17 protein-coding genes and 1 pseudogene are annotated in these 21009 nt (G+C 53.0%); 11 read left to right on the top strand and 7 right to left on the bottom strand.

Features of this window, described 5'->3' with window-relative positions; genetic code table 11:
- Positions 1-56: 56 nt before the first annotated feature.
- The 7 genes and pseudogenes from PORAS_RS04795 to PORAS_RS04765 all read right to left on the bottom strand — a co-directional run bounded on the left by PORAS_RS04795 (position 57) and on the right by PORAS_RS04765 (position 5901).
- On the bottom strand, positions 57-1289 hold the full coding sequence (locus tag PORAS_RS04795) for an NAD(P)-dependent oxidoreductase (RefSeq protein ID WP_013760385.1): 1233 nt from the start codon (positions 1287-1289) through the stop codon (positions 57-59).
- A gap of 46 nt (positions 1290-1335) precedes the next feature.
- Positions 1336-1623 (bottom strand): annotated as a pseudogene (locus PORAS_RS04790) (NAD-dependent epimerase/dehydratase family protein); the annotation flags it as partial.
- A 111-nt stretch (positions 1624-1734) separates the two neighbouring features.
- Positions 1735-2316: a Maf family nucleotide pyrophosphatase gene (locus tag PORAS_RS04785; protein WP_013760383.1), complete on the bottom strand. Its 582-nt coding sequence runs from the start codon at positions 2314-2316 to the stop codon at positions 1735-1737.
- Positions 2313-3095 (bottom strand): DUF2520 domain-containing protein, encoded by a 783-nt coding sequence (locus PORAS_RS04780; protein ID WP_013760382.1) that lies wholly within the window; start codon positions 3093-3095, stop codon positions 2313-2315. The genes PORAS_RS04785 and PORAS_RS04780 overlap by 4 nt, the downstream gene beginning before the upstream one ends.
- Before the next feature lie 123 nt (positions 3096-3218).
- The gene (locus PORAS_RS04775) at positions 3219-4424 is read right to left on the bottom strand and encodes a DUF6080 domain-containing protein (RefSeq protein WP_013760381.1); all 1206 of its coding nucleotides are present in this window, start codon (positions 4422-4424) and stop codon (positions 3219-3221) included.
- Entirely contained in the window at positions 4408-4998 is a 591-nt protein-coding gene (locus PORAS_RS04770; protein ID WP_044211338.1) for an HAD-IB family hydrolase, read from the bottom strand. Before PORAS_RS04770 ends, PORAS_RS04775 begins: the two co-directional genes overlap by 17 nt.
- A 12-nt stretch (positions 4999-5010) precedes the next feature.
- A complete protein-coding gene (locus tag PORAS_RS04765; RefSeq protein WP_013760379.1) occupies positions 5011-5901 on the bottom strand; it encodes a decaprenyl-phosphate phosphoribosyltransferase in 891 nt (296 codons plus the stop codon).
- Positions 5902-6175: 274 nt separating this feature from the next.
- Here PORAS_RS04765 and PORAS_RS04760 point away from each other — a divergent pair, with 274 nt between their 5' ends.
- The 11 genes from PORAS_RS04760 to PORAS_RS04710 all read left to right on the top strand — a co-directional run bounded on the left by PORAS_RS04760 (position 6176) and on the right by PORAS_RS04710 (position 20999).
- Positions 6176-6556: a transposase gene (locus PORAS_RS04760; RefSeq protein ID WP_013760378.1), complete on the top strand. Its 381-nt coding sequence runs from the start codon at positions 6176-6178 to the stop codon at positions 6554-6556.
- A complete protein-coding gene (locus tag PORAS_RS04755) occupies positions 6553-7608 on the top strand; it encodes an IS3 family transposase (RefSeq protein WP_013760377.1) in 1056 nt (351 codons plus the stop codon). The genes PORAS_RS04760 and PORAS_RS04755 overlap by 4 nt, the downstream gene beginning before the upstream one ends.
- A 330-nt stretch (positions 7609-7938) precedes the next feature.
- Positions 7939-9813 carry a heavy metal translocating P-type ATPase gene (locus PORAS_RS04750; protein WP_013760376.1) on the top strand — a complete coding sequence of 625 codons (1875 nt, stop codon included), beginning with the start codon at positions 7939-7941 and terminating at the stop codon, positions 9811-9813.
- Between the two features lie 81 nt (positions 9814-9894).
- Entirely contained in the window at positions 9895-12378 is a 2484-nt protein-coding gene (locus PORAS_RS04745; RefSeq protein ID WP_013760375.1) for a TonB-dependent receptor, read from the top strand.
- A 341-nt stretch (positions 12379-12719) separates the two neighbouring features.
- A complete protein-coding gene (gene dnaK, locus PORAS_RS04740) occupies positions 12720-14639 on the top strand; it encodes a molecular chaperone DnaK (RefSeq protein ID WP_004331036.1) in 1920 nt (639 codons plus the stop codon).
- Between the two features lie 253 nt (positions 14640-14892).
- Positions 14893-15318 (top strand): Fur family transcriptional regulator, encoded by a 426-nt coding sequence (locus tag PORAS_RS04735; RefSeq protein ID WP_004331034.1) that lies wholly within the window; start codon positions 14893-14895, stop codon positions 15316-15318.
- 271 nt (positions 15319-15589) lie between these two features.
- Positions 15590-16366 (top strand): threonine/serine exporter family protein, encoded by a 777-nt coding sequence (locus PORAS_RS04730; RefSeq protein WP_013760374.1) that lies wholly within the window; start codon positions 15590-15592, stop codon positions 16364-16366.
- Positions 16366-16854: a threonine/serine exporter family protein gene (locus PORAS_RS04725; protein WP_044211538.1), complete on the top strand. Its 489-nt coding sequence runs from the start codon at positions 16366-16368 to the stop codon at positions 16852-16854. The genes PORAS_RS04730 and PORAS_RS04725 overlap by 1 nt, the downstream gene beginning before the upstream one ends.
- A 15-nt stretch (positions 16855-16869) precedes the next feature.
- Positions 16870-17598 (top strand): DUF6064 family protein, encoded by a 729-nt coding sequence (locus PORAS_RS04720; protein ID WP_004331030.1) that lies wholly within the window; start codon positions 16870-16872, stop codon positions 17596-17598.
- A gap of 123 nt (positions 17599-17721) precedes the next feature.
- Positions 17722-19335 (top strand): phosphoenolpyruvate carboxykinase (ATP), encoded by a 1614-nt coding sequence (gene pckA, locus PORAS_RS04715; RefSeq protein ID WP_013760372.1) that lies wholly within the window; start codon positions 17722-17724, stop codon positions 19333-19335.
- Positions 19336-19832: 497 nt separating this feature from the next.
- A complete protein-coding gene (locus PORAS_RS04710; RefSeq protein ID WP_013760371.1) occupies positions 19833-20999 on the top strand; it encodes an NAD(P) transhydrogenase subunit alpha in 1167 nt (388 codons plus the stop codon).
- Positions 21000-21009: the final 10 nt, after the last annotated feature.

Below are 21009 nucleotides of genomic sequence, written 5' to 3'. Positions count from 1 at the left end.
GTTTTTATTTCTAACTTTAGAGTGAAGAAGTTAAAGATTGAAAGAGTGGGCCTGCTTTATTCTACAAAGCTTGACAAATAGGAGAATCTAGAGGTTAGCTGACCATCTCTTATAATAGTTGCTCTATTAATAGCCTCTTTAGATTCTTGATTTTCTTCTAGTAAGCCAGGAATTATAAGTTCCATATATTTGCTTCCAAAATACACACTTGACGTTATAGGGATAGCGTTGGGTAGCGTATCAACAGCCATTATTGTAATATTGGATGGGCTACTAAATGCGTCCTCTTCCTTATTTGAGAAGGGATTATAGTCATAAAAAGGGTTTGCGTGCGTTGATGATCTAATCGTACATTTAAAGCCTCCTGAGATATCACATGTTACGTCTGCTACTAGTTTAAGTTTCCCTGATAGCTTTATAAGATCTTCTTGATTGAGATAAACGGGGTCTTTTTCTCCCCAGAAATGACATGGAATAAGAACGGGGAAGCCCTCTAGCTTTGGAAGTAGACAACTTACATACTCTTCGGGATGGTTGGAAAAGTCAATTCGACTGAATGGTTTACCATCTATTCTTTGAACTAAATCCTTTAATAGGAGGTTTACAAAAAGAGGTTTTGTTTCGTATGACTTTCTTATAGTATAATCCTCTATTGTCGTTTCTTCGTATCCTATGGCTGTAAGAAATTCCCGGCACCCTTTGGCTACATTTCCATTTCCTGTAAAAAGGATATTGGGTAGTTTTTCGATATTGATGAGTTTAACAGCCTCGAGTAACTTTTCAACAACTCCCAGAGAATTAGGTGAGGATAGCGCATATTGCTTTTCCTTTAGACCATAACCCCAAATTGCGTTATAAGCACCCACTATTCCAGCGTATCTACCAAAAGCGCACAACCGCTTATTTGAGTTATCAACTAGGTATTCATGATCTGTAAACGTGTTTTTGTTAGAGAGCAAATGCTTTGCTAAGGATCGATTGTATTCTTGTTCCTTAGCAAAGTGTCCAAAAAAGACATAGTGTCTATTGGGAATGATATGGGTCAGTTCCTGCTCTTTTATTCCAATGATTATATCGCAATCTACAGATGTGAGGTTGTCAACTACTTGTATACCCATATCTTGATATTGTCTGTCGGGAAAACACCGTACAGCACTTGACTCTACAATAATTTCTATTGGATATCTGAGCATAATCTCAGCAGCTTGATCTGGAGAGAACATGACTCTGCCATCGACAGGAGTTTTTGTTTCTTTAGGTAGTCCTATCGTAAACTTATTCTTCTTCATGATGAGGGGGGATTATTACTTGCTTTTTAAAGACATCTCGCTAATATTCGATTGCACGTAGCGAATGGTAGATAGATCGGGGCACAGAGCCTAAGGCTGCTTCGTGCAGTACATACTCCATACCGTCGACTGCCTTGCGGCAGTCGTCTAGTTTGCGTATATCGCCGACGATGAGCTCGAAGCGGTCGGGATAGGTAGCTAGGAGCGGTAGGATGTTGGCGGGCTTACCCGTCGCAAAGTTGTCGAGACAGCGGACGGTGTGTCCTTCACGGAGGAAGTGCTCACAGAGGTTGGAGCCTATAAAGCCTGCTCCGCCAGTGATTAGTAGGTTCATGTTTGTGTGTGAAAACGGGGGCCTAGAGAGAACTCTTTGACATTCAAGTGCAAATGTACCTATTTCTGTGCAAAGTGGCAAACAAAAAAAGCCGCAACAGCTAACGGCTGCTTACGGGAGGAGGTCGGCATCTCGTAGCTCGCGGTAGAGGCGCTGCACGGGGAGCCCCATGACGTTGTAGAAGGAGCCCTCGATGTACGAGACGCCGATGTAGCCGATCCACTCCTGTATGCCGTAGGCACCCGCTTTGTCGAGCGGACGGTAGTGCGTTACGTAGTGGTCTATCTCGCTTTCCGTGAGCGGTGCGAAGGTGACCCGCGTATGGCTGGCGAAGGAGCGTTGCCACTCGGTCGTGGTGAGCGAAACGCCCGAGACGACCTCATGCTGGCGACCGCTCAAGAGTCGTAGCATACGACGGGCGTTGTCTAGGTCGTGTGGCTTGCCGAGGATCTGCCCATCGAGGAGGACGACCGTGTCGGCCGTGATCAGCAGTTCGTCAGCTTGAAGCGTGGAGCGTAGTTGCTCCGCTTTGAGCTGGGAGAGGTAGCGTGGCACCTCTTCGAGCGGTAGCGTCTCCGGGTACGCCTCGCTGTGTCCCTCGATGGTACGTATCTCAAAGGGGTGCCCGAGGGTGGCGAGGAGCTCTTTGCGGCGTGGCGATTGGGAGCCTAAGATCCAGCGATAAGGTTTCATAGTGGGTAGTCGTCTAGGATAGCTTCGGTGAATAGGTTGTAGAGCTGTGACACCTCTTGCAGCTCCTTGGGCAACTGCTCGAGGAGTGCACGGTGGCGAGCGATAGTCTCTAGATCGTGGCGTCGTGCGGGTCCCGTCTGCGCTGCGTAAGGATCGATCGTGGTCGCCTTGGAGGCGGTGCGCAGGATCAGTCCGTCGAGCAGGTCTGTGGGGAGGTCGGCTTGTGTCAGCAGACGGTGCGCGAGCGTGTAGAGGCGGTTGGTACAGTTGGAGGCCAGTACGCCTGCGAGGTGTAGCCAGAGGCGTTGGTCGCGTGTCGAGGGTATCGCCTCGACCTGCAGGAGGTCATTCCACTGCTGAAGGGTGGTCAAGCCCTCTTCAGAAGCTAGTTGGTAAAGGACCTTTTGTCCTTCGAAGGGTACGATGACCTCCTTGGCAAAGCTATTGAACGGGTACCAGACGCCATAAGCACGCTGCCCGCTGAAGCATTCGATCGGGGTCACGGCAGAGGTGTGTACGACCAAGCCGTCTAGCGGAGGGAGTGCCTTGGCGACCTCTGCGATCGCACGGTCACTGACGGCGATGATGTAAAGGTCGGCTGCGGGGAGCTGCTGCAGACTATCGGTGACGGGACAAGCGAGTGCAAAGCGCTCACGGAGAGCCTCGGCATGCGCCAGCTGACGACTGTAAATACCGCAGAGCGATGCGGTAGCGTGACTGGCTAGTGCAGCCGCTAGGGAGGTAGCTACGCCTCCAGAGCCTATGAGAACGATCCGCATAGAGATAGAGATAGAGATTAGAGGTTAGATATTAGAGATTAGATATTAGAGATTAGATATTAGAGGTTAGAGGTTAGAGATTAGAGGTTAGAGGTTAGAGACCGCAGTCGCAAGACTGTGGTCTCATTTTATATGTAGTAAGATGATGGAGAGGTTGTGCGTACACATATATATAGATAGGAGTAGCAGCGCTAGATCCATATATCGGTACGCCTGCTTAGGCACCACAAGGTAGAGCCAGCCCAGCGCCATAGGGACTAGGAAGACCCAGTGTCCCCCGAAGATAACCGCTTCGTCTAGCCCGTAGCCACCAATGAGATGCACCGCCACATCGACCGCTAGATAGAGCGGTATGGCCCAGGCCAAGGGGTAGCGTCGTCCGATCCAGATCATCGAGAGCAGCAGTAGTACGACCCCCCACGGGAGCAGTTGCATAGCCCAGCAAGCATAGGGCGTAGGTCTCAGCACTGTCTCGCCATGCAGCTCACGCATCTCTAGATCGCTGATGAGGAGCGGATGACCGAAGAAGTCTGGCACGAGATCGGCCGACCTCGTCTGAAAGCGCAGCAGATCGTTGACCTGAGCCGTGAGCATCGGTTCCTCAGCCCCTTGACTAGTCCCTCTCTGCTGGTAAAACCACCCCACCGCCACAACGAGTGTCAGCAAAAGGAGTGTCGGGAGAAAAGCTTTGCGCGCCCGCTGCCAGAGCGACTCTTCTTTGCTCAAGAGGAGTAGCGAAAGTGGCTTGGCAAAGTTTGTCAGCGTCACGCCACCCAGTAAGAGACTCCAAAGTGTAACATGCCAGCCCGACAAGCGTTTCTCCTGCTTCAGCTGACTACTCAGGCAGAGGAGAGAGAGAACCAGTAGTGCCATCGAGAGCGGATAGCTCTCTACCGTAAAGGAGAGCGTCATCACCGTAAAGGTGGAGAGGAGGAGCCCCGAGAGGAGCAGACTGCGTCCCGTATCGAGCTGCACCACATGCCGCAGATAACCGCAGCAGCCCGCCACGGCAATAGCCATCAGGAGTGCAGAGGCGAAGAGTATGCCGACGAGTGCGCCCCCCTCGCCCAGGAGCGGTACTAGAAGCACCCTATTAATAAGGTATAGCGGCGTGATCAGCGGGTGGCTCACGTCCCACGCACCGCCACGCGTCGTAAAGCGGAAGTAGTTGTCATACCCGAGGTAAGCACCGATAGCGTCATCCTGCGGCATCAGCAGCCCTGTGCTATAGATATAGAGTGCTAAGAGGGCGAGTAGCACCCACACGCCCAGTGCGCATAGTAGCTCCACCCGCCACCGCTCTAGTAACTGCTTATTCAAAAGTCCCATAGTAATGCTTCGTACATAGTGCCAAGAAGTTTCGATCACTCGCGCTGTCACCATAGCCATAAGTTGTGACCGTTCGCCACTCGGGGAGGGCTAGATCCAGCCGGCGCACCTTTTCGGCACCCTTACAGTTGGGCGTGGCAAAGCGTCCCGTATAGAGGCCCTCCGCCAGCTCCAGCTCCGTGGCTAGCACCAAGTCAAAGCCACGACGCCTAGCCCACGACGAGACCGCCAGATCTGTCGAAGCGGTCAGCAAGATCGTACGATGTCCGTCACGTTGATGCTGCTCCAGCCTACGTATAGCCTCGGGGCGGAGCATCTGGTCTATCTGATCTGCAAAAGCCGCTCCCCGCTGCAGGCCCTCTTCATAGCTCCAGCCTCGCACCACCGTGCCAATGATGCGCTCTTTGTAGCGATCAGCCACACCACCGCTCAGCCGATAGGCAGCATACTGATAGAGATAGTAAGGCAGATGCCACACGAACGAGCCGCACGACTGCATCTGCACCAGCCACGGCAAGAGCGTGTCCCGCCGTGTGAGCGTACCATCAAGGTCAAAGATTGCTATCGTATCCACGCGCTTACCCTTTTATACCACATAGCGTAATAGACCAAAGAGCACGCCCCACACCACAACGCAGATGCCGATGATAGCATCCCGATAGACCACCTGCGTAGGACTACCGCTTCGCTCCTCGACTAGTGTGATCTGGAGGTAGCGCAGTAAGCCCACGAGGACTGGGAGTGCTGTCAGGTAGAGATAGTCGCCGCCAGGCTCCTCATGCACCTCTGCCGAGAGCGTGTAGAGGAGGTAGCAGATGAGTAAGACGCCCACGATCATCGTCAACGTATGATCTAGGAAGGCTCGATTGTACCCCTTGATAGCTTGTCGCATCGCTACCCCACTGCGCTCATAGATGAGGTAGTCGTCGCGCCGCTTGGCTAAGGCTAGGAAGAGCGATAGGAGCAGCGTCATCACCACGAGCCACTCCGAGACCACCACCCCAGTGACGACTCCTCCGAGTAGCACCCGCAGCACGAAGCCCACCGAGATAGAGACCACGTCGACCACCGCTATCCGCTTGAGCAGGTAACTGTAGCAGACGTTGAGCAGCCAATAGCCACCCATGATCCAGAGCGTCTGACACCAGAGCGTACGAGGCAGGAGCGCCAGGGGCAAAGCCACAGCGAGGATCAGTAAGAGTGCTGCCATGATCCACGCGACCGGTATCGAGATCGACCCAGAGGCTATTGGGCGCAAGCGCTTCTTAGGGTGCAGGCGATCACGCGCTTGATCCACAATGTCGTTGACGATGTAGATCGATGAGGAGAGTAGCGAGAAGGCAAAAAACGCCACCACCAAGCCGCCCCAGAGCGACGAGTCTAGGAGCACCCCTCCGAAGAAGGCGGGCGCTAGGACAAAGAGGTTCTTGATCCACTGATCGCAGCGTAGCAGACGTGGTAAGGTAGCAACATTCATCTAGTAGTGACGGTTGATAGGATGAGCTATGAGTCTGCACAAAGGTACTTAGAAGTTAGAGATTAGAGGTTAGAGGTTAGAGCGAGACGAGTAACGATGATGTAGGGACGCACGGCTCGTGCGTCCGTCCCCGTTAGAGCCACGACGCAGTAACCTTTGACACAACGGACGCTCGGCCGAGCGTCCCTACAAAGGGCTACCCGTATTGTGCTGATTTCATAGCATATGTCCTCTCCTGAAATAGTACACAGTTGGGAAGCCAACCCCAACAACTATGAAACAAGAAAAAAGTAAACTAGGACGAAAGGGATATCCCCTAGATTTCAAGTGGAGAGTCATTGACGACCTCCTAGCCACCGGTGACAGCATTGCCACCACCAGCCAGCGCTACGGCATTACCACACGCACCATTCGAAATTGGTTGCGTACCTTTGATGTAGAGTTACCCAACCAAAGCACCAGTAGCACTATGAGCAAGACAAACAAGAACAAAGACGTAGATCCAGAGTACGCAGAACTCAAGCGTGAAAACGCTCGTCTCAAAGCAGCCCTCTTCCAGGCTGAGAGCAAGGCATTAGTCAACAAGACACTACTCGAAGTGGTCTTGAATCGCTACCACATTGATCTAAAAAAAAAGACCGATTTGCAGCCGTGAGACAGCTTGAGTCCGCCAAAGAGAGAGATCAAAAGCTCTCCATAACCTACCTTTGTCAGCTGTTAGAAGTCAGCCGCAAAGGCTACTACAAGCACACCTTCACCGAGCAAGACGAAGATGTCAAAGTAGCTTCCGTCCTACACTATTGCCAGTATGTGCGCGGTCAGCTCCCCAAAGCAGGCGTAGACACCATCCAGCAGTGTGCCAACGAATACTTCAAAGGGACCTTTCAAGTAGGTCGAGACTGGCTGTACAAAGTCTTAGGAGCCAACGATATGCTACTAAGAAGTCGCAAGCGCAAGCGTCCACCCCAGACGACCAAGGGAGTGGTCAATCACGGCTTCCAAGACCACCTGAACACCACCCCTAAGTACATAGCCACCGACCATTGCCGGCTCACCGTCTCAGACATAACCTACGTCAAATGTTTAGGGGGCTTCGCATATCTCTCCCTGACGATGGACGCTTATAGCCGCATCATCACCGGCTTTGACCTGCAGCCCACGCTCTCCACAGAGGGTCCCTACAACGCACTAAGACAGACCGTTGACTTCTATCAGAAGCATGGCTTTGACCTCAAAGGGCTCATCTTCCATAGCGACCGAGGCTGTCAATATGTCTCCAAGCAGATGACCGACTACGAGGCCAGCCTAGGCATCGTAACCAGCGTCACCCAGACCGGCAACCCCCTTCACAACGCTATGGCTGAGCGACTTAACGGGATCATCAAGAACGACTGGCTCTACAACTTCGAGGATAAGCCCATAGATCAAGTTCGAGAGATCCTCTCTCAAACGATTGCTCTCTATAACACAGCGCGACCTCATCGAGCCATCAACAAGAAGACTCCGATGCAGATGCTCATACCAGATTACCCCAACCCTCTAACATCACAACCCTCTAAGAACCAGATAGCTAAGAACAATTCTCCCAAAGCTCTGAGCCTCAAATCTCCGAGCTCATGCCGCTTAACTCCACACAAAGACCTATCTTTGTGTACCTCCGCAGTAAAAACGACCACAAGTCGTGTACCCCAGCAGGAGCAAAACTAACAAATGAGTACACTCACAGGACTAACAAAAATAACCCGTGTATCGTCTCAGTAATACCTTCCCAACTGTGTACTTTTTTCAGGAAGAGGACAATATATGAGTTCCAAAAGTTGTTCCCCTCTTGGAACTTTTTAGTTCCAAGGGAGGAACTTTTGATTTCCTAGGTAGGAAAAAGAAATTTCCAACGGAGGAAAAAGAAATTTCCAACGGAGGAAATTTATTTTTCCAAGGCTGGAAAGTTTTTGGGAAACTGATGCGAGACGAACTTTTGCAACGGAGTTGCACCCAGATAGCTCTACCTTTGCCTCCGTAACAGTACATCTATATCTTATGAAGAGAAAACTAATACGTATCATACTCACAGCCCTGCTACTCATCGGGGCCTATATCGTCGAGCGCACCTGCGCACTCCCGATGTGGCAGCTCCTCTTGGTCTACCTCGTGCCATACCTTATTATAGGGTATGACGTGCTCGGCGAGGCGGTCGAGGGGGTGGCGCATGGCGAACTCTTTGACGAGCACTTCCTCATGAGCATCGCCACCATCGGGGCACTCTGCATAGGCTTCCTGCCGGGTGCCGAGGCGCAGTTCCCCGAGGCGGTCTTTGTGATGCTCTTCTTCCAGCTAGGCGAACTCTTCGAGGGATACGCCGAGGGCAAGAGTCGTCGTGCCGTTTCCCACCTTCTCGAGATACGTCCCGACACGGCACACGTGCTGCGTGACGGAGTCGAGCAGACAGTTGCACCTGAGGAGGTAGCCGTGGGCGAGACCATCATCATCAAGCCTGGCGAAAGGGTTCCACTTGATGGCTTCATCGTGGAGGGCTCCTCAGCTCTTAATACGGTCGCACTCACCGGCGAGAGCGTACCCCGCAGCGTTGCTGTCGAGGACGAGGTGATGTCTGGCTGCGTCAACCTCTCGGGTCTGCTCACCGTCCGTGTCGCCAAGACCGCAGGCGACTCCACCGCCTCTAAGATCATCGAGATGGTCGAGCACGCTACCGATCATAAGTCACGGAGCGAGACTTTCATACGTCGCTTCGCCCGGATCTACACTCCTGTTGTGGTGATCGTAGCGCTCCTGCTCGCTTTCATACCGCCACTTCTGACGGGCAGCTTCACCGACCACTTCGCCACCTGGCTGTACCGTGCGCTGACCTTCCTAGTCATCTCCTGCCCCTGCGCTCTAGTCATCTCTATCCCGCTCTCCTTCTTTGCCGGTATCGGAGGCGCTTCACGGGCTGGTATCTTGGTCAAGGGAGCCAACTATATGGACGCTTTGGCCAAGGCGCGTGCCGTCCTTTTTGACAAAACAGGCACCCTGACGAAAGGCTCTTTTACCGCCAATGCGGTGCATCCGACAGACTGCGAGGCGAACCATCTGCTGCACATGGTAGCTCACGTGGAGCGTCACTCCACACACCCGATCGCAACCTCGCTGCGTAACGCCTACCCCAACGAACAAGACGACTGCTCTATCGAGGAGGTCGAGGAGTTGGCCGGGCGAGGAATCAAGGCACGTGTCAACGGCTCTGAAATTCACGTAGGCAACGTAGCGCTGATGGAGTCCATCGGGGCTAAGTGGCAGCCCTGTGACCATGCGGGCACCATCGTACACGCCGCTATCGATGGCAACTATGCGGGACATATCGTCGTGTCTGACACCATCAAGGAGGAGTCTAAACAAACGATCGAAGAGCTGAGCCACTTAGGCATTCGCCAGCTAGTCATGCTCACAGGCGACCACGAGGAGGTGGCCCGTGAGGTGGCGCAGCAGGTGGGCATCACCGAGTACTACGCGGATCTGCTCCCTGCGGACAAGCTGGCACGCCTCGTGACGATCCTCGAGCAGCCAGCTCGTGGCACCGTCCTCTTCGTAGGCGACGGTATCAACGATGCGCCTGTCCTAGCGCGCGCCGATGTGGGTATCGCTATGGGCGGCCTAGGCTCTGACGCTGCCATAGAGGCAGCCGACGTGGTAATCATGGACGACAATCCGCTCAAGATCGCTACCGCCATACGGATCGCTCGTCGTACGGTCAGCATCGTCCTCCAGAACGCTTGGTTTGCCATAGGTATCAAGATATTGGTACTGCTCCTTGCGCTGCTCGGTGTAGCCTCCATGTGGATGGCGGTCTTCGCTGATGTAGGCGTGACCGTCCTCGCTGTGCTCAATGCTATGCGCGCCTTGCGCCCTGTCAAGTAAACGTCTCTTCGCTGATCTTCAGCTTTGAAACTAGAGATCTCATCGCTCACAACTTGCGACTTTTGTCTACCTTTGTAAGCGATGAGATCACTTTACCACATCGTCTTACTGCTCTGCCTCCTACTACAGGGTAGCGTGCTGGCTCTTTACGGCCAGACGACAGGACAGTCGACCGGCGCAACGACCGACACGACGACCGTCGCGACGCCCCACCGTGTGGCACTCACAGGTTACGTCTTAGATCGTGACCGTGAGCCGATCGAGTTTGCCTCGGTACGTGTCGAGGGTACGGCCATCGGCACCTGGAGCGACCTCACGGGCGCTTACCGCTTGGAGCTATCCCCGACGACCGACAGCGTGGTGGTCACCTACAGCTCTATCGGTTATCAGACGGTGCGCCAAGTGTACCCGCAGGGTATCTCACGAGACATGCACTTTAACCCGATGCTGGGTGAGAGTGCTATAGCCTTAGGTACCGTGACAGTGCGGGGCGAAGCGCGTCCACCCAGTATGGAGCGGATCACGACACAGACGCTCGCCATGGAGGCTTCGCCGACACGTAGCATCGAGTCGATGGTGGCGACCTATGCGGGGGTCACGCAGCACAACGAGCTGAGCACGCAGTACAATGTGCGTGGGGGCAGCTTCGATGAGAACCTCGTCTACGTTAACGGCATCGAGGTGTACCGTCCGCTATTGGTGCGCTCAGCCGAGCAAGAGGGTTTGAGCTTTGTCAATACCGATCTGGTGGAGCGGGTTTACTTTTCGGCGGGAGCCTTCGATGCGCACTATGGCGACCGGCTCTCCTCGGTTCTAGACATACAGTACAAGCGCCCTACGAAGCTGGAGGGCGCTGTCACCCTCGGGTTGATGAATAATAGTCTCTACGTGGGGGGCAAGCATGGACGCTTTACCCATGTCACGGGCATCCGCACGCGCACCACGCAGCAGATGCTCTCGAAGATGGAGACCCGCGGCGAGTACAACCCTTTCTATGCGGATGCGCAGACCTATCTGACCTACACCTTTAATGATCGCTGGCGCATCGAGGGCATCGGCTACTACTCTTGGACACAGTACCGCTTTCGTCCGCAGCAGCGTGAGACGACTGTCGGCTCCCTGCAAAATGCGAAGCACTTTACCGTCTACTTCGATGGACAGGAGCGGGATCGCTTCTCCACCCTCTTTGGAGCCTTGACGCTACACTGGCGCCCCAACAGTCGAGGAGCGCACAGGCTGGACCTAAGCCTCTACAACAGCCACGAGCGGGAGAGCTACGACATAACGGGCGCTTACTATCTGCAGAAGGAGGCTGACCCGACGACTGGAGGCGAGGAGCAGGAACTGCTCGCTACGGGTGTCAACCATGAGCATGCCCGCAACCTACTCCGCTACTCGGTCGCGGCACTCGCTTATAGTGGCAACCAGCGTCTCAACGAGACGCATCGCCTTATGTGGGGTGCGGAGCTGCGAGGCGAGCAGATAGCAGACTACATCTCTGAGTGGGTCAAGCTCGACTCGGCTGGCTACAACCTACCGCGCGACCCCGATCTGATCAAGATGCAGAGCAATCTCTACTCCAACGTCTCGCTACGCTCGGCCCGTGCCTCGCTCTACCTGCAAGATGAGATGCAGTGGCAGACGCCCTCGGGGAGCTATCATCTGACGGCTGGCGTGCGGGGAAACTTTTGGTCGTTCAATAAGAAGGCAGACTTCTCACCTCGTCTGGTCGCTTCGTGGCGACCGAAGGAGCTGTCCGACCTCTTGGTGAGAGCAGCTGGAGGACTTTACTACCAGAGCCCCTTTTACAAGGAGATACGCATCATCGAGGCTGACGCTATGGGCAATCAGTCGGTACTGCTCAACGATCAGGTTCGTTCGCAAGGATCGGCACAAGCCTTGGTCGGTGTGGACTACAACTTCCTCGTGGCGGATCGCAAGTTTCGCCTCACTGCCGAGGGCTACTACAAGCATCTCTTTCGCATCAATCCCTACTATGTGGACAATGTCAAGCAGCGCTACCTAGGTCAAAACCTCGGCACCGGCTACATCGTGGGGCTAGATGTCAAGCTCTTTGGCGAGTTTGTTCCTGATGTAGACTCGTGGTTTACCGCCTCGGTAATGCGTGGCCGGCAGACCATCGAGGGGTATGGCGAGATGCCACTACCACACGTGCCAGACTACAACTTGTCACTCTTCTTCCAGGACTACTTCCCCGGCTACAAACGTATCACGCTCAGCTTGCGAGGCGTGCTAACGGGAGGACTCCCACAGCTTAACGCTGCCGAGGGCTTTGGTCGTCCGCTCTTCCGTGGCACGGCTTATAAGCGTGTCGACATCGGTATGCAGTACACGCTGTGGGATCGTGCTGAGGCAAAGCCCAGTGCGTGGCGCTGGCTACAAGCACTCAGCAAGGTATCTATCGGGGTGAATATCTTCAACCTCTTTGACATGACCAATATCGGCTCTTACTACTGGCTCTCGGACGCTTACCGGAACCAGTACGCCGTGCCCAACTACCTGACGGGACGCCAGTACGACGCCTCGCTCATCGTCCGCTTCTAACCAAAATGGTAAAGACGCAGTGAGGCGGACGTGTAACGATTTGTAGGGACGCTCGGTCGAGCGTCCGTCCCCGTTAAAGGAGACGACATCAATACTTGTCTTGCCGTTCTACAACGGACGCACGAGCCGTGCGTCCCTACACAGGGTTACTCGTCCGTGCGTCCAAACAAATCAGCTACTCGTCTCGCTTGGACTTGGTGGCACTTTGACATAATGTCGCAAGGAATAGTTTTGTGGCACAATGTTTGATACCTATGTGATGTAAGCGTCTGACCTACGGATGAACCAGGTCAGCCGACAGAGACATTAACAAATAAGAAATCAACAAACAACACAATACTATGGGTAAGATAATTGGTATAGACTTAGGAACTACAAATTCATGTGTAGCAGTTCTGGAGGGTGGCGAGAGCAAGGTCATCCCCAACAGCGAGGGACGTATGACGACTCCCTCAGTAGTAGCATTCGTAGAGGGTGGTGAGCGCAAGGTGGGTGACCCCGCTAAGCGTCAGGCTATCACGAACCCAACGAACACGATCTACTCTATCAAGCGCTTCATGGGTGAGACCTATGAGCAGATACAGAAGGAGGCTGAGCGCGTCCCCTTTAAGGTGGTCAAGGGTGATAACGACACTCCTCGTGTAGACATTGACGGACGTCTCTACACGCCTCAAGAGATCTCGGCGATGATCCTTCAGAAGATGAAGAAGACGGCTGAGGACTACCTCGGCACGGAGGTTACGGAGGCTGTCATCACGGTGCCCGCTTACTTCAACGACTCACAGCGTCAGGCTACTAAGGAGGCTGGCGAGATCGCTGGACTCAAGGTACGTCGTATCGTCAACGAGCCTACGGCTGCTTCGCTAGCTTACGGCCTTGACAAGAAGGGCTCCGATATGAAGATCGCAGTCTTCGACCTCGGTGGTGGTACGTTCGATATCTCTATCCTAGAGCTCGGTGATGGCGTCTTTGAGGTGAAGTCCACGAATGGTGATACGCACCTCGGTGGTGATGACTTTGACCATGTGATCATCGACTGGCTCGCTGAGGAGTTTATGAAGGACGAGGGTGTCGATCCGCGCAAGGACAATATGGCACTGCAGCGTCTCAAGGATGCTGCGGAGCGTGCCAAGATAGAGCTCTCTAGCTCGACCTCAACGGAGATCAACCTACCTTACTTGATCCCTGTAGATGGTATCGCTAAGCACCTCGTTCGTACGCTAACACGTGCTAAGTTTGAGCAGCTAGCTGATAAGCTGATCCACGCTTGCGTAGCTCCTTGTGAGCAGGCTCTCAAGGATGCAGGACTTACGGCGAGCGACATCAATGAGGTGATCCTCGTAGGTGGTTCGACACGTATCCCCGCTATCCAGGAGATCGTCAAGAAGACCTTTAACCAAGAGCCCTCTAAGGGTGTGAACCCCGATGAGGTGGTCGCCTGCGGTGCAGCTATCCAGGGTGCTGTCCTAACGGGCGAGGTAAAGGATGTCCTACTCCTCGATGTGACTCCTCTGTCACTCGGTCTGGAGACGATGGGTGGTGTGATGACTCGTCTGATCGATGCGAATACAACGATCCCAACGAAGAAGAGTCAGATCTTTACCACAGCTGTGGACAACCAGCCTTCAGTAGAGATCCACGTCCTACAGGGTGAGCGTTCGCTTGCTAAGGATAATAAGAGTATCGGTCGCTTTAACCTAGATGGTATCGCACCGGCACCTCGCCAGACGCCGCAGATCGAGGTCACCTTTGACATTGATGCAAATGGTATCCTCAACGTCACGGCGGTCGACAAGGCTACTGGCAAGCAGCAGAACATCCGCATCGAGGCTTCGAGCGGTCTGAGCGATGACGAGATCAAGCGTATGAAGCAAGAGGCTGAGGCAAACGCTAAGGCTGACGAGGAGGCTAAGAATCGTATCGACAAGCTCAACCAAGCAGACAGCATGATCTTCTCTACAGAGAAGCAGCTCAAGGAGCTGGGCGACAAGATCCCTGCTGACAAGAAGGCACCGATCGAGGCTGCTCTGGAGAATCTGCGCAAGGCGCACAAGGCGGAGGATATCCCCGCTATCGACAAGGCTATGGAGGAGCTGAACACAGCCTTCCACGCAGCTACCGAGCAGATGTACAATCAGGCTAACGCTCAGCAGCAGGCTGGTCCTCAGCCAGGTGCTAACGCACAGCCTAATGACAACTCTTCTGCGAAGGGCAACGACTCTGGCGATGTAGCTGACGCAGACTTTGAGGAGATCAAGTAATCTCCGATCCCTTACAAAACAAGCGGGTGGGTCAACGATGGTTGACTCACCCGCTTGTTTTATTAGAGATTAGAAGTTAGAGCTTAGAAATTAGAGGGAGGATGGGTGGCTAGTGGCACTAGTGCTCCTAGTAGGTCTAGTGTTTCTAGGGACTAGAGTCTAATCTCTAACTTCTAATCTCTAATCTCTAACTTCTAACTTCTAATTTCGTACCTTTGGGGTGACAGATCTTCACAGCAAAAGCCACTAAGCGATGACGAGACATGATGACTTAGCAGAGTACTTCAAGCAAAAGGGAGTACGTACCACGGCAAACCGCATCTTGGTGCTGCGCGCCTTGATGACAGCGACGCAACCGATGAGTCTCAACGAACTTGAGACGACGCTCTATCCGATGGATAAGTCGAGCATCTCACGGGTGCTGACACTCTTTCTGGCGCATGACATCGTCCACGCCTTTGAGGACGGGCGAGGTGTGTGCAACTATGAGCTCTGCGCCAGCGATGGTGTCTGTCTCGGTGAGGATGAGCACATACACTTCTACTGCGAGCGATGCCAGCACTCTTACTGCATGGAGATGCTCGAGGTGCCTCCGCTACGCCTGCCCAAGGGATACAGTGCCCACGCCATCTCCTTCGTCATCAAGGGCGTCTGTCCCCATTGCCAAAACAAGCGATAGTAAAATCGGCATAAACGTGTGGCGAGGTGTAGGGACGCTGGACTAGTGTCTAGCGAGAAGACATCCCTACTCATCGTTACTCCGTCTCTTCTAATGGCTAATTTCTAATCTCTAAATTCGTACCTTTGCCATCTGGTGTATAGGCTCATCAGCAGGTGATCACACCTGCTCTGAAGATGGGTCGTGACACTAGGGGAACGAAAACATGCATTACAGAGTCAGGTGAGCTGCTAGTGATGGCACTTAAACCGACTCTCAGAGAAGAACGACTATGGAAAACGATCTTCACGGTAATAGTCTGAAGGCTGTCGGGACCTTTCTCTCAGCCTACGCGACACACATGATGGGCTGTGGCGTGCACACCTCTCGTGTCGTGCGCTGTACGCAGCGCATAGGCGAGAGCTACGGCTATACCGTTGTGACGATGATGGTACAGAAAGGGGTCCTGATCAAGCTGTATGACCCTAAGAGCAATACACACTTTGCTATCCAAGAGGCGATACCTCCGCTACCGATCAGCTTCGAGCACAACGCTCGTTTGAGTGCCTTGAGCTGGGAGGTGGTCGATGAGCATCTGACGCTGGACGAGCTACGTGAGCGGTATGAGCAGATCCTAGCTGCGCCTCGTACTCATCCGCTGTTTGTATTGATCTTGGTGGGGCTGGCAAACGCTTCATTTTGCCGACTCTTCGGAGGTGATCTACCTGCTATGGGGATCGTCTTTTGGGCTACGGTCGTGGGTTTCATCTGCAAGCAAAAGTTGATCCAGGAGCACGTAAACCACTATATAGCCTTTATGACGTCAGCCTTTGTAGCGTCACTCTGCACAAGTATCTCTCTGATCTTCAACACCGACAGTGAGATCGCTCTGACTACGAGTGTACTCTATCTAGTGCCTGGGGTGCCGCTCATCAATGGTGTGATAGACATCGTGGAGGGGTACATACAGACGGGCTTCTCAAGACTTGTGGAGGCTTTCTTGCTAATAGGTTGTATCGGGTGGGGCTTTTCGATCACACTCTTCATCTTTAGGAGTAGCTTGCTATGATGATGCTTGTCGACATATTCTTAGATGGGCTCTTTGCAGCGATGGCTGCCATGGGCTTTGGTGCGATCTCTGACCCTCCGCTGAGGGCTTATCGCAGTATCGCTATACTAGCAGCCGTGGGGCATGCGCTACGCTTCGTCTTGATGACGGAGTGTGGGATAAATATCGCTATCGGCTCTCTCTGCGCCTCGCTGACGATCGGCTTTGGAGCACTCTGGTTGGGGAAGCGGATACAGACGCCGATCACCGTCCTCTCGATCCCAGCACTCCTACCGATGATCCCGGGGAAGTATGCGTACAATATGTTTTTTGCGCAGATTATGTTTCTCCAAAATCTAGATAATATAGCGGGGCAGCAGAGGTATATGGAGATGTTTTTCTTCAATAGTATCGTAGCCATCACGGTCATCTTCGTCCTAGCTGCGGGGGCTACACTTCCTATCCTACTCTTCCCTAAGCGAACCTTCTCTCTAACACGTAAGAAATAATAGGTGCTGAGCTCTATGAATACCTTTTGGAATACAATCGCCAAGTACAATACAGCAACCTGGCCGATACAGCTACTCCTAGTCATCTCTGCCGTTGTGGTCTTGTACCTCCTTGTAAAGCGTCCATCACGTAGCAGTACGATCATTGCTAAGTCCTATCTGATACTCCTATATATATGGATCGCTGTGGCATACTACGCTATCTACTGTGCAGAGCGTAGCTACTCTGTCCTCCTCAGCATATACTGGGGCATACTGGCTCTGGCGTGGGTTAAGGATCTCGTGGAGGATGATACACAGTTTGCCCTACGAGATAAGTTCAAGCCTTTTGGGGTCTTCGTCCTCATACTGCCACTGATGTACCCCCTCGCTTCGATTATGAGGGGTCTATCCTTCCCCTATATCACAACGCCTGTGATGCCCTGCACAGTGGCTATCTATACGATCGGACTGCTGCTACTCTTCACAAGTCGGGTCAACATCTTTATCGTCCTACTCCTCCTCAACTGGGCTATGGTGGGGGTCACGAAAACTTGGTTCTTCGGGATACCAGAGGACTTCATCCTAGTACTCACGGCGATACCGGCTCTCTACATTTTCTTCCGAGAGTACTTCGCTCTAGACCTGCATCAAGACTCGAAGCCGCAGGCGAAGTATATCAATGCGCTCTTGATCCTAGTCTGCATAGGGGTCTGCATCGCACTCTGCTGGGCGCTCTTTGCTCAGATATCTCAAGACTTCTGAGGTCTCCTCTGCGACTAGGTTGCGATATCTCTGTTTTTTTATTACTTTTGCTAAGTCCTCTCCTTAGAGGGCTGGGGACGACATCTGATATATAAAGAATCTACAAACAAACACTCTATAGCTATGGCACAGAACAACATTGATCTCTCCCAGTATGGCATCAAAGAGCCTGCTGAGATCATTTATAACCCCTCGTACGATCAGCTCTACGAGGCTGAACTACAACCAGATCTAACAGGCTATGACCGCGGGCAGCTTACCGAGCTAGGTGCTGTCAACGTGATGACGGGCGTCTACACGGGTCGCTCACCAAAGGACAAGTTCTTCGTCCTCGATGACACCACGCGTGACACTATCTGGTGGACGACTCCCGAGTATCCCAACGACAACAAGCCCACCAGTCAGGAGACGTGGCAGGAGCTTAAGAAGATTGCCACCAAGGAGCTCTCGGGCAAGAAACTTTACGTCGTCGATGCCTTCTGCGGTGCTAACCCAGACACGCGCCTCAAGATCCGCTTTATCATGGAGGTAGCTTGGCAGGCTCACTTCGTTACCAATATGTTTATACGCCCCACTAAGGAGGAGCTGGCAAACTTCGGCAAGCCAGACTTTGTCGTGATGAACGCTTCAAAGGCTAAGGTGACCAACTACAAAGAGCTCGGGCTGAACTCCGAGACGGCTGTCGTCTTTAACCTGACGGAGAAGATACAGCTCATCCTCAACACCTGGTACGGTGGTGAGATGAAGAAGGGTATGTTCTCCTATATGAACTACCTCAACCCGCTCCGTGGCAATGCCTCGATGCACTGCTCTGCTAATACGAACCAGGATGAGACGGAGACCGCTATCTTCTTTGGGCTATCTGGCACGGGCAAGACAACGCTGAGCACCGACCCCAAGCGTAAGCTGATCGGCGACGACGAGCATGGTTGGGATGACAATGGTATCTTTAATTACGAGGGCGGCTGCTACGCTAAGGTGATCAACCTAAGCAAAGAGTCTGAGCCAGACATCTACAACGCTATCCGCCGTGATGCACTGCTAGAGAATGTGACGGTAGATGCCAATGGTAAGATAGACTTCTCTGACAAGTCTGTCACGGAGAATACACGTGTCTCCTACCCTATCTACCATATTGACAACATTGTCAAGCCGGTCTCTAAAGCGGGTCATGCCAACAAGGTGATCTTCCTCTCGGCAGATGCTTTCGGTGTCCTACCTCCTGTCTCGATCCTCGACCCTGAGCAGACGCAGTACTACTTCCTCTCAGGCTTTACGGCCAAGCTGGCTGGTACAGAGCGTGGCGTCACGGAGCCTACGCCAACCTTCTCGGCATGCTTTGGTGCAGCTTTCCTCTCACTCCACCCGACCAAGTACGGTCAGGAGCTGGTCAAGCGTATGAAGGCTGTCGGTGCTAAGGCTTACCTCGTCAATACGGGCTGGAACGGTACGGGCAAGCGTATCTCTATTAAGGATACCCGTGGCATCATCGACGCAATCCTCGATGGCTCGATCGACAAGGCACCGACGAAGACACTACCCCACTTCAACTTCGCCATTCCGACGGAGCTACCGGGCGTAGACCCCGCTATCCTCGATCCTCGAGACACTTACGCTGATCCCGCTGAGTGGGAGACGAAGGCTCAGGATCTGGCAAAGCGCTTTGTCAAGAACTTCGAGAAGTTTGCCACCAACGAGCATGGCAAGAAGCTCGTCGACGCAGGTCCTAAGCTCTAATAGAGCTAACTCATAACTAACAAGCAGAGGTCCCACTCTCCCGTGAGTGAGACCTCTGCTTTTGTTTGGCTAATTCCTATTTTGAGGTGCTGGGAAAACTTTAGATTGACGTATTCTAATCAGCTGAGACTATAAAACAGAATATCCACGTGGAGATTTTCGATTTCCCACGTGGATATTTTTTATTCTCCACGTAGGGACGAAACGATTCCTCCGAAGTTTCATTTGATTCCTCCGAAGTTTCATTTCATATCCACGTGGATATTTTTTATTCTTCACGTGGAGATTTGAGAATCCCCACGTGGGAATCTACCTTCTTTCCAGCACCCCAAAATAAAAATTAGCCTTTTATTTTTCGTTACATACGGCGTTTTGCTCTTGTGACTTTGACGTTAAGTGTGTATATTTGCGAAATGAAGGAATGTAGGTGCGGCACGGTTGTTTCGTGTGCGCCCCATTCTATACCTATGACTATTCATTCTCTATATAATTGAACTATGATAATAGGCGTACCTAAAGAAATCATGCACGATGAGGCTCGCGTCGCAGCGAGCCCCGAGGCAGTGAAGCAGTATGTCGCTGATGGACACACTGTACTATTTGAGCGTGGAGCTGGCGAAGGCGCAGCATACCACGACGAGGACTATCAGGCAGCTGGTGCTGAGCTGATACAAGGACCTGAGGAGATCTACCGCCGTGCGGAGATCATCATCAAGGTCAAGGAGCCACTCTTTAACGAGCAGCTTGGCAAGCATGAGATCGACATGATGCACAAGGGGCAGTACCTGATCACCTTCATCCACCCAGCCTCTCCTGTGAACCATGACATGGTACGCAAGATGGCTGCGCAGGGGGTCGTAGGTCTCACCCTAGATGGTGTACCTCGTATCTCTCGTGCACAAAACCTCGATGCACTTACCTCTATGAGTACTTGCGCAGGCTACAAGGGTATCTTGATGGCTGCCAACGACCTCTCCTTCTTTATGCCACAGATGTTTACCGCTGTCGGCAAGATCGAGCCCGCCAAGGTACTCGTCATCGGTGTCGGTGTGGCTGGTCTACAGGCACTCGCTACGGCTCGTCGTCTAGGCTGTATCACCTACGCAGCTGATATACGCCCCGCAGCTTCTGAGCAGGCTACCAGTCTAGGTGCTAAGCCTATTGATCTGGGCATCCCCGCTGACAAGGCTGTCGCTCCTGGTGGCTACGCCCTACACTTGAGCCCCGAGCTACTAGAGCATGAGCGTCAGGTGCTGGCTGAGCATGTCAAGGACATGGACGTCATCTTCTGTAGCGCCCTCGTACCAGGCAAGATCGCTCCCGTAGTCATCACCGAGGAGATGGTCCAGTCTATGAAGCCCGGCTCTGTCATCGTTGATATCGCTATCGATCAGGGTGGTAACTGCGCTATCACGACTCCAGGTGAGCGTGACGTCAAGCACCACGTAGTCATCGAGGGTATCAAGAACATCCCTGGTATGCTACCACAGAGCGCTACCTGGATGTTCTCACAAAACATGTACAACCTCGTCAAGTACCTTGTCAAGGATGGCAAGATGCACCTCGACATGAGCGATCAGATCACCTCTTCTATCGTCGTCACGACAGAGGCTGGGGAGATCATCCACGAGGGTACCCTCGAGGCTATGGGACTCAAGAAGTAGCCTAGTTTAC

The sequence above is a fragment of the Porphyromonas asaccharolytica DSM 20707 genome, from assembly GCF_000212375.1.
In the GTDB taxonomy this organism is placed as follows: Bacteria; Bacteroidota; Bacteroidia; order Bacteroidales; family Porphyromonadaceae; genus Porphyromonas; species Porphyromonas asaccharolytica.
The sequence above is the reverse complement of the archived record's forward strand: the minus strand, read 5'-3'. Positions and strand labels throughout refer to the sequence as shown.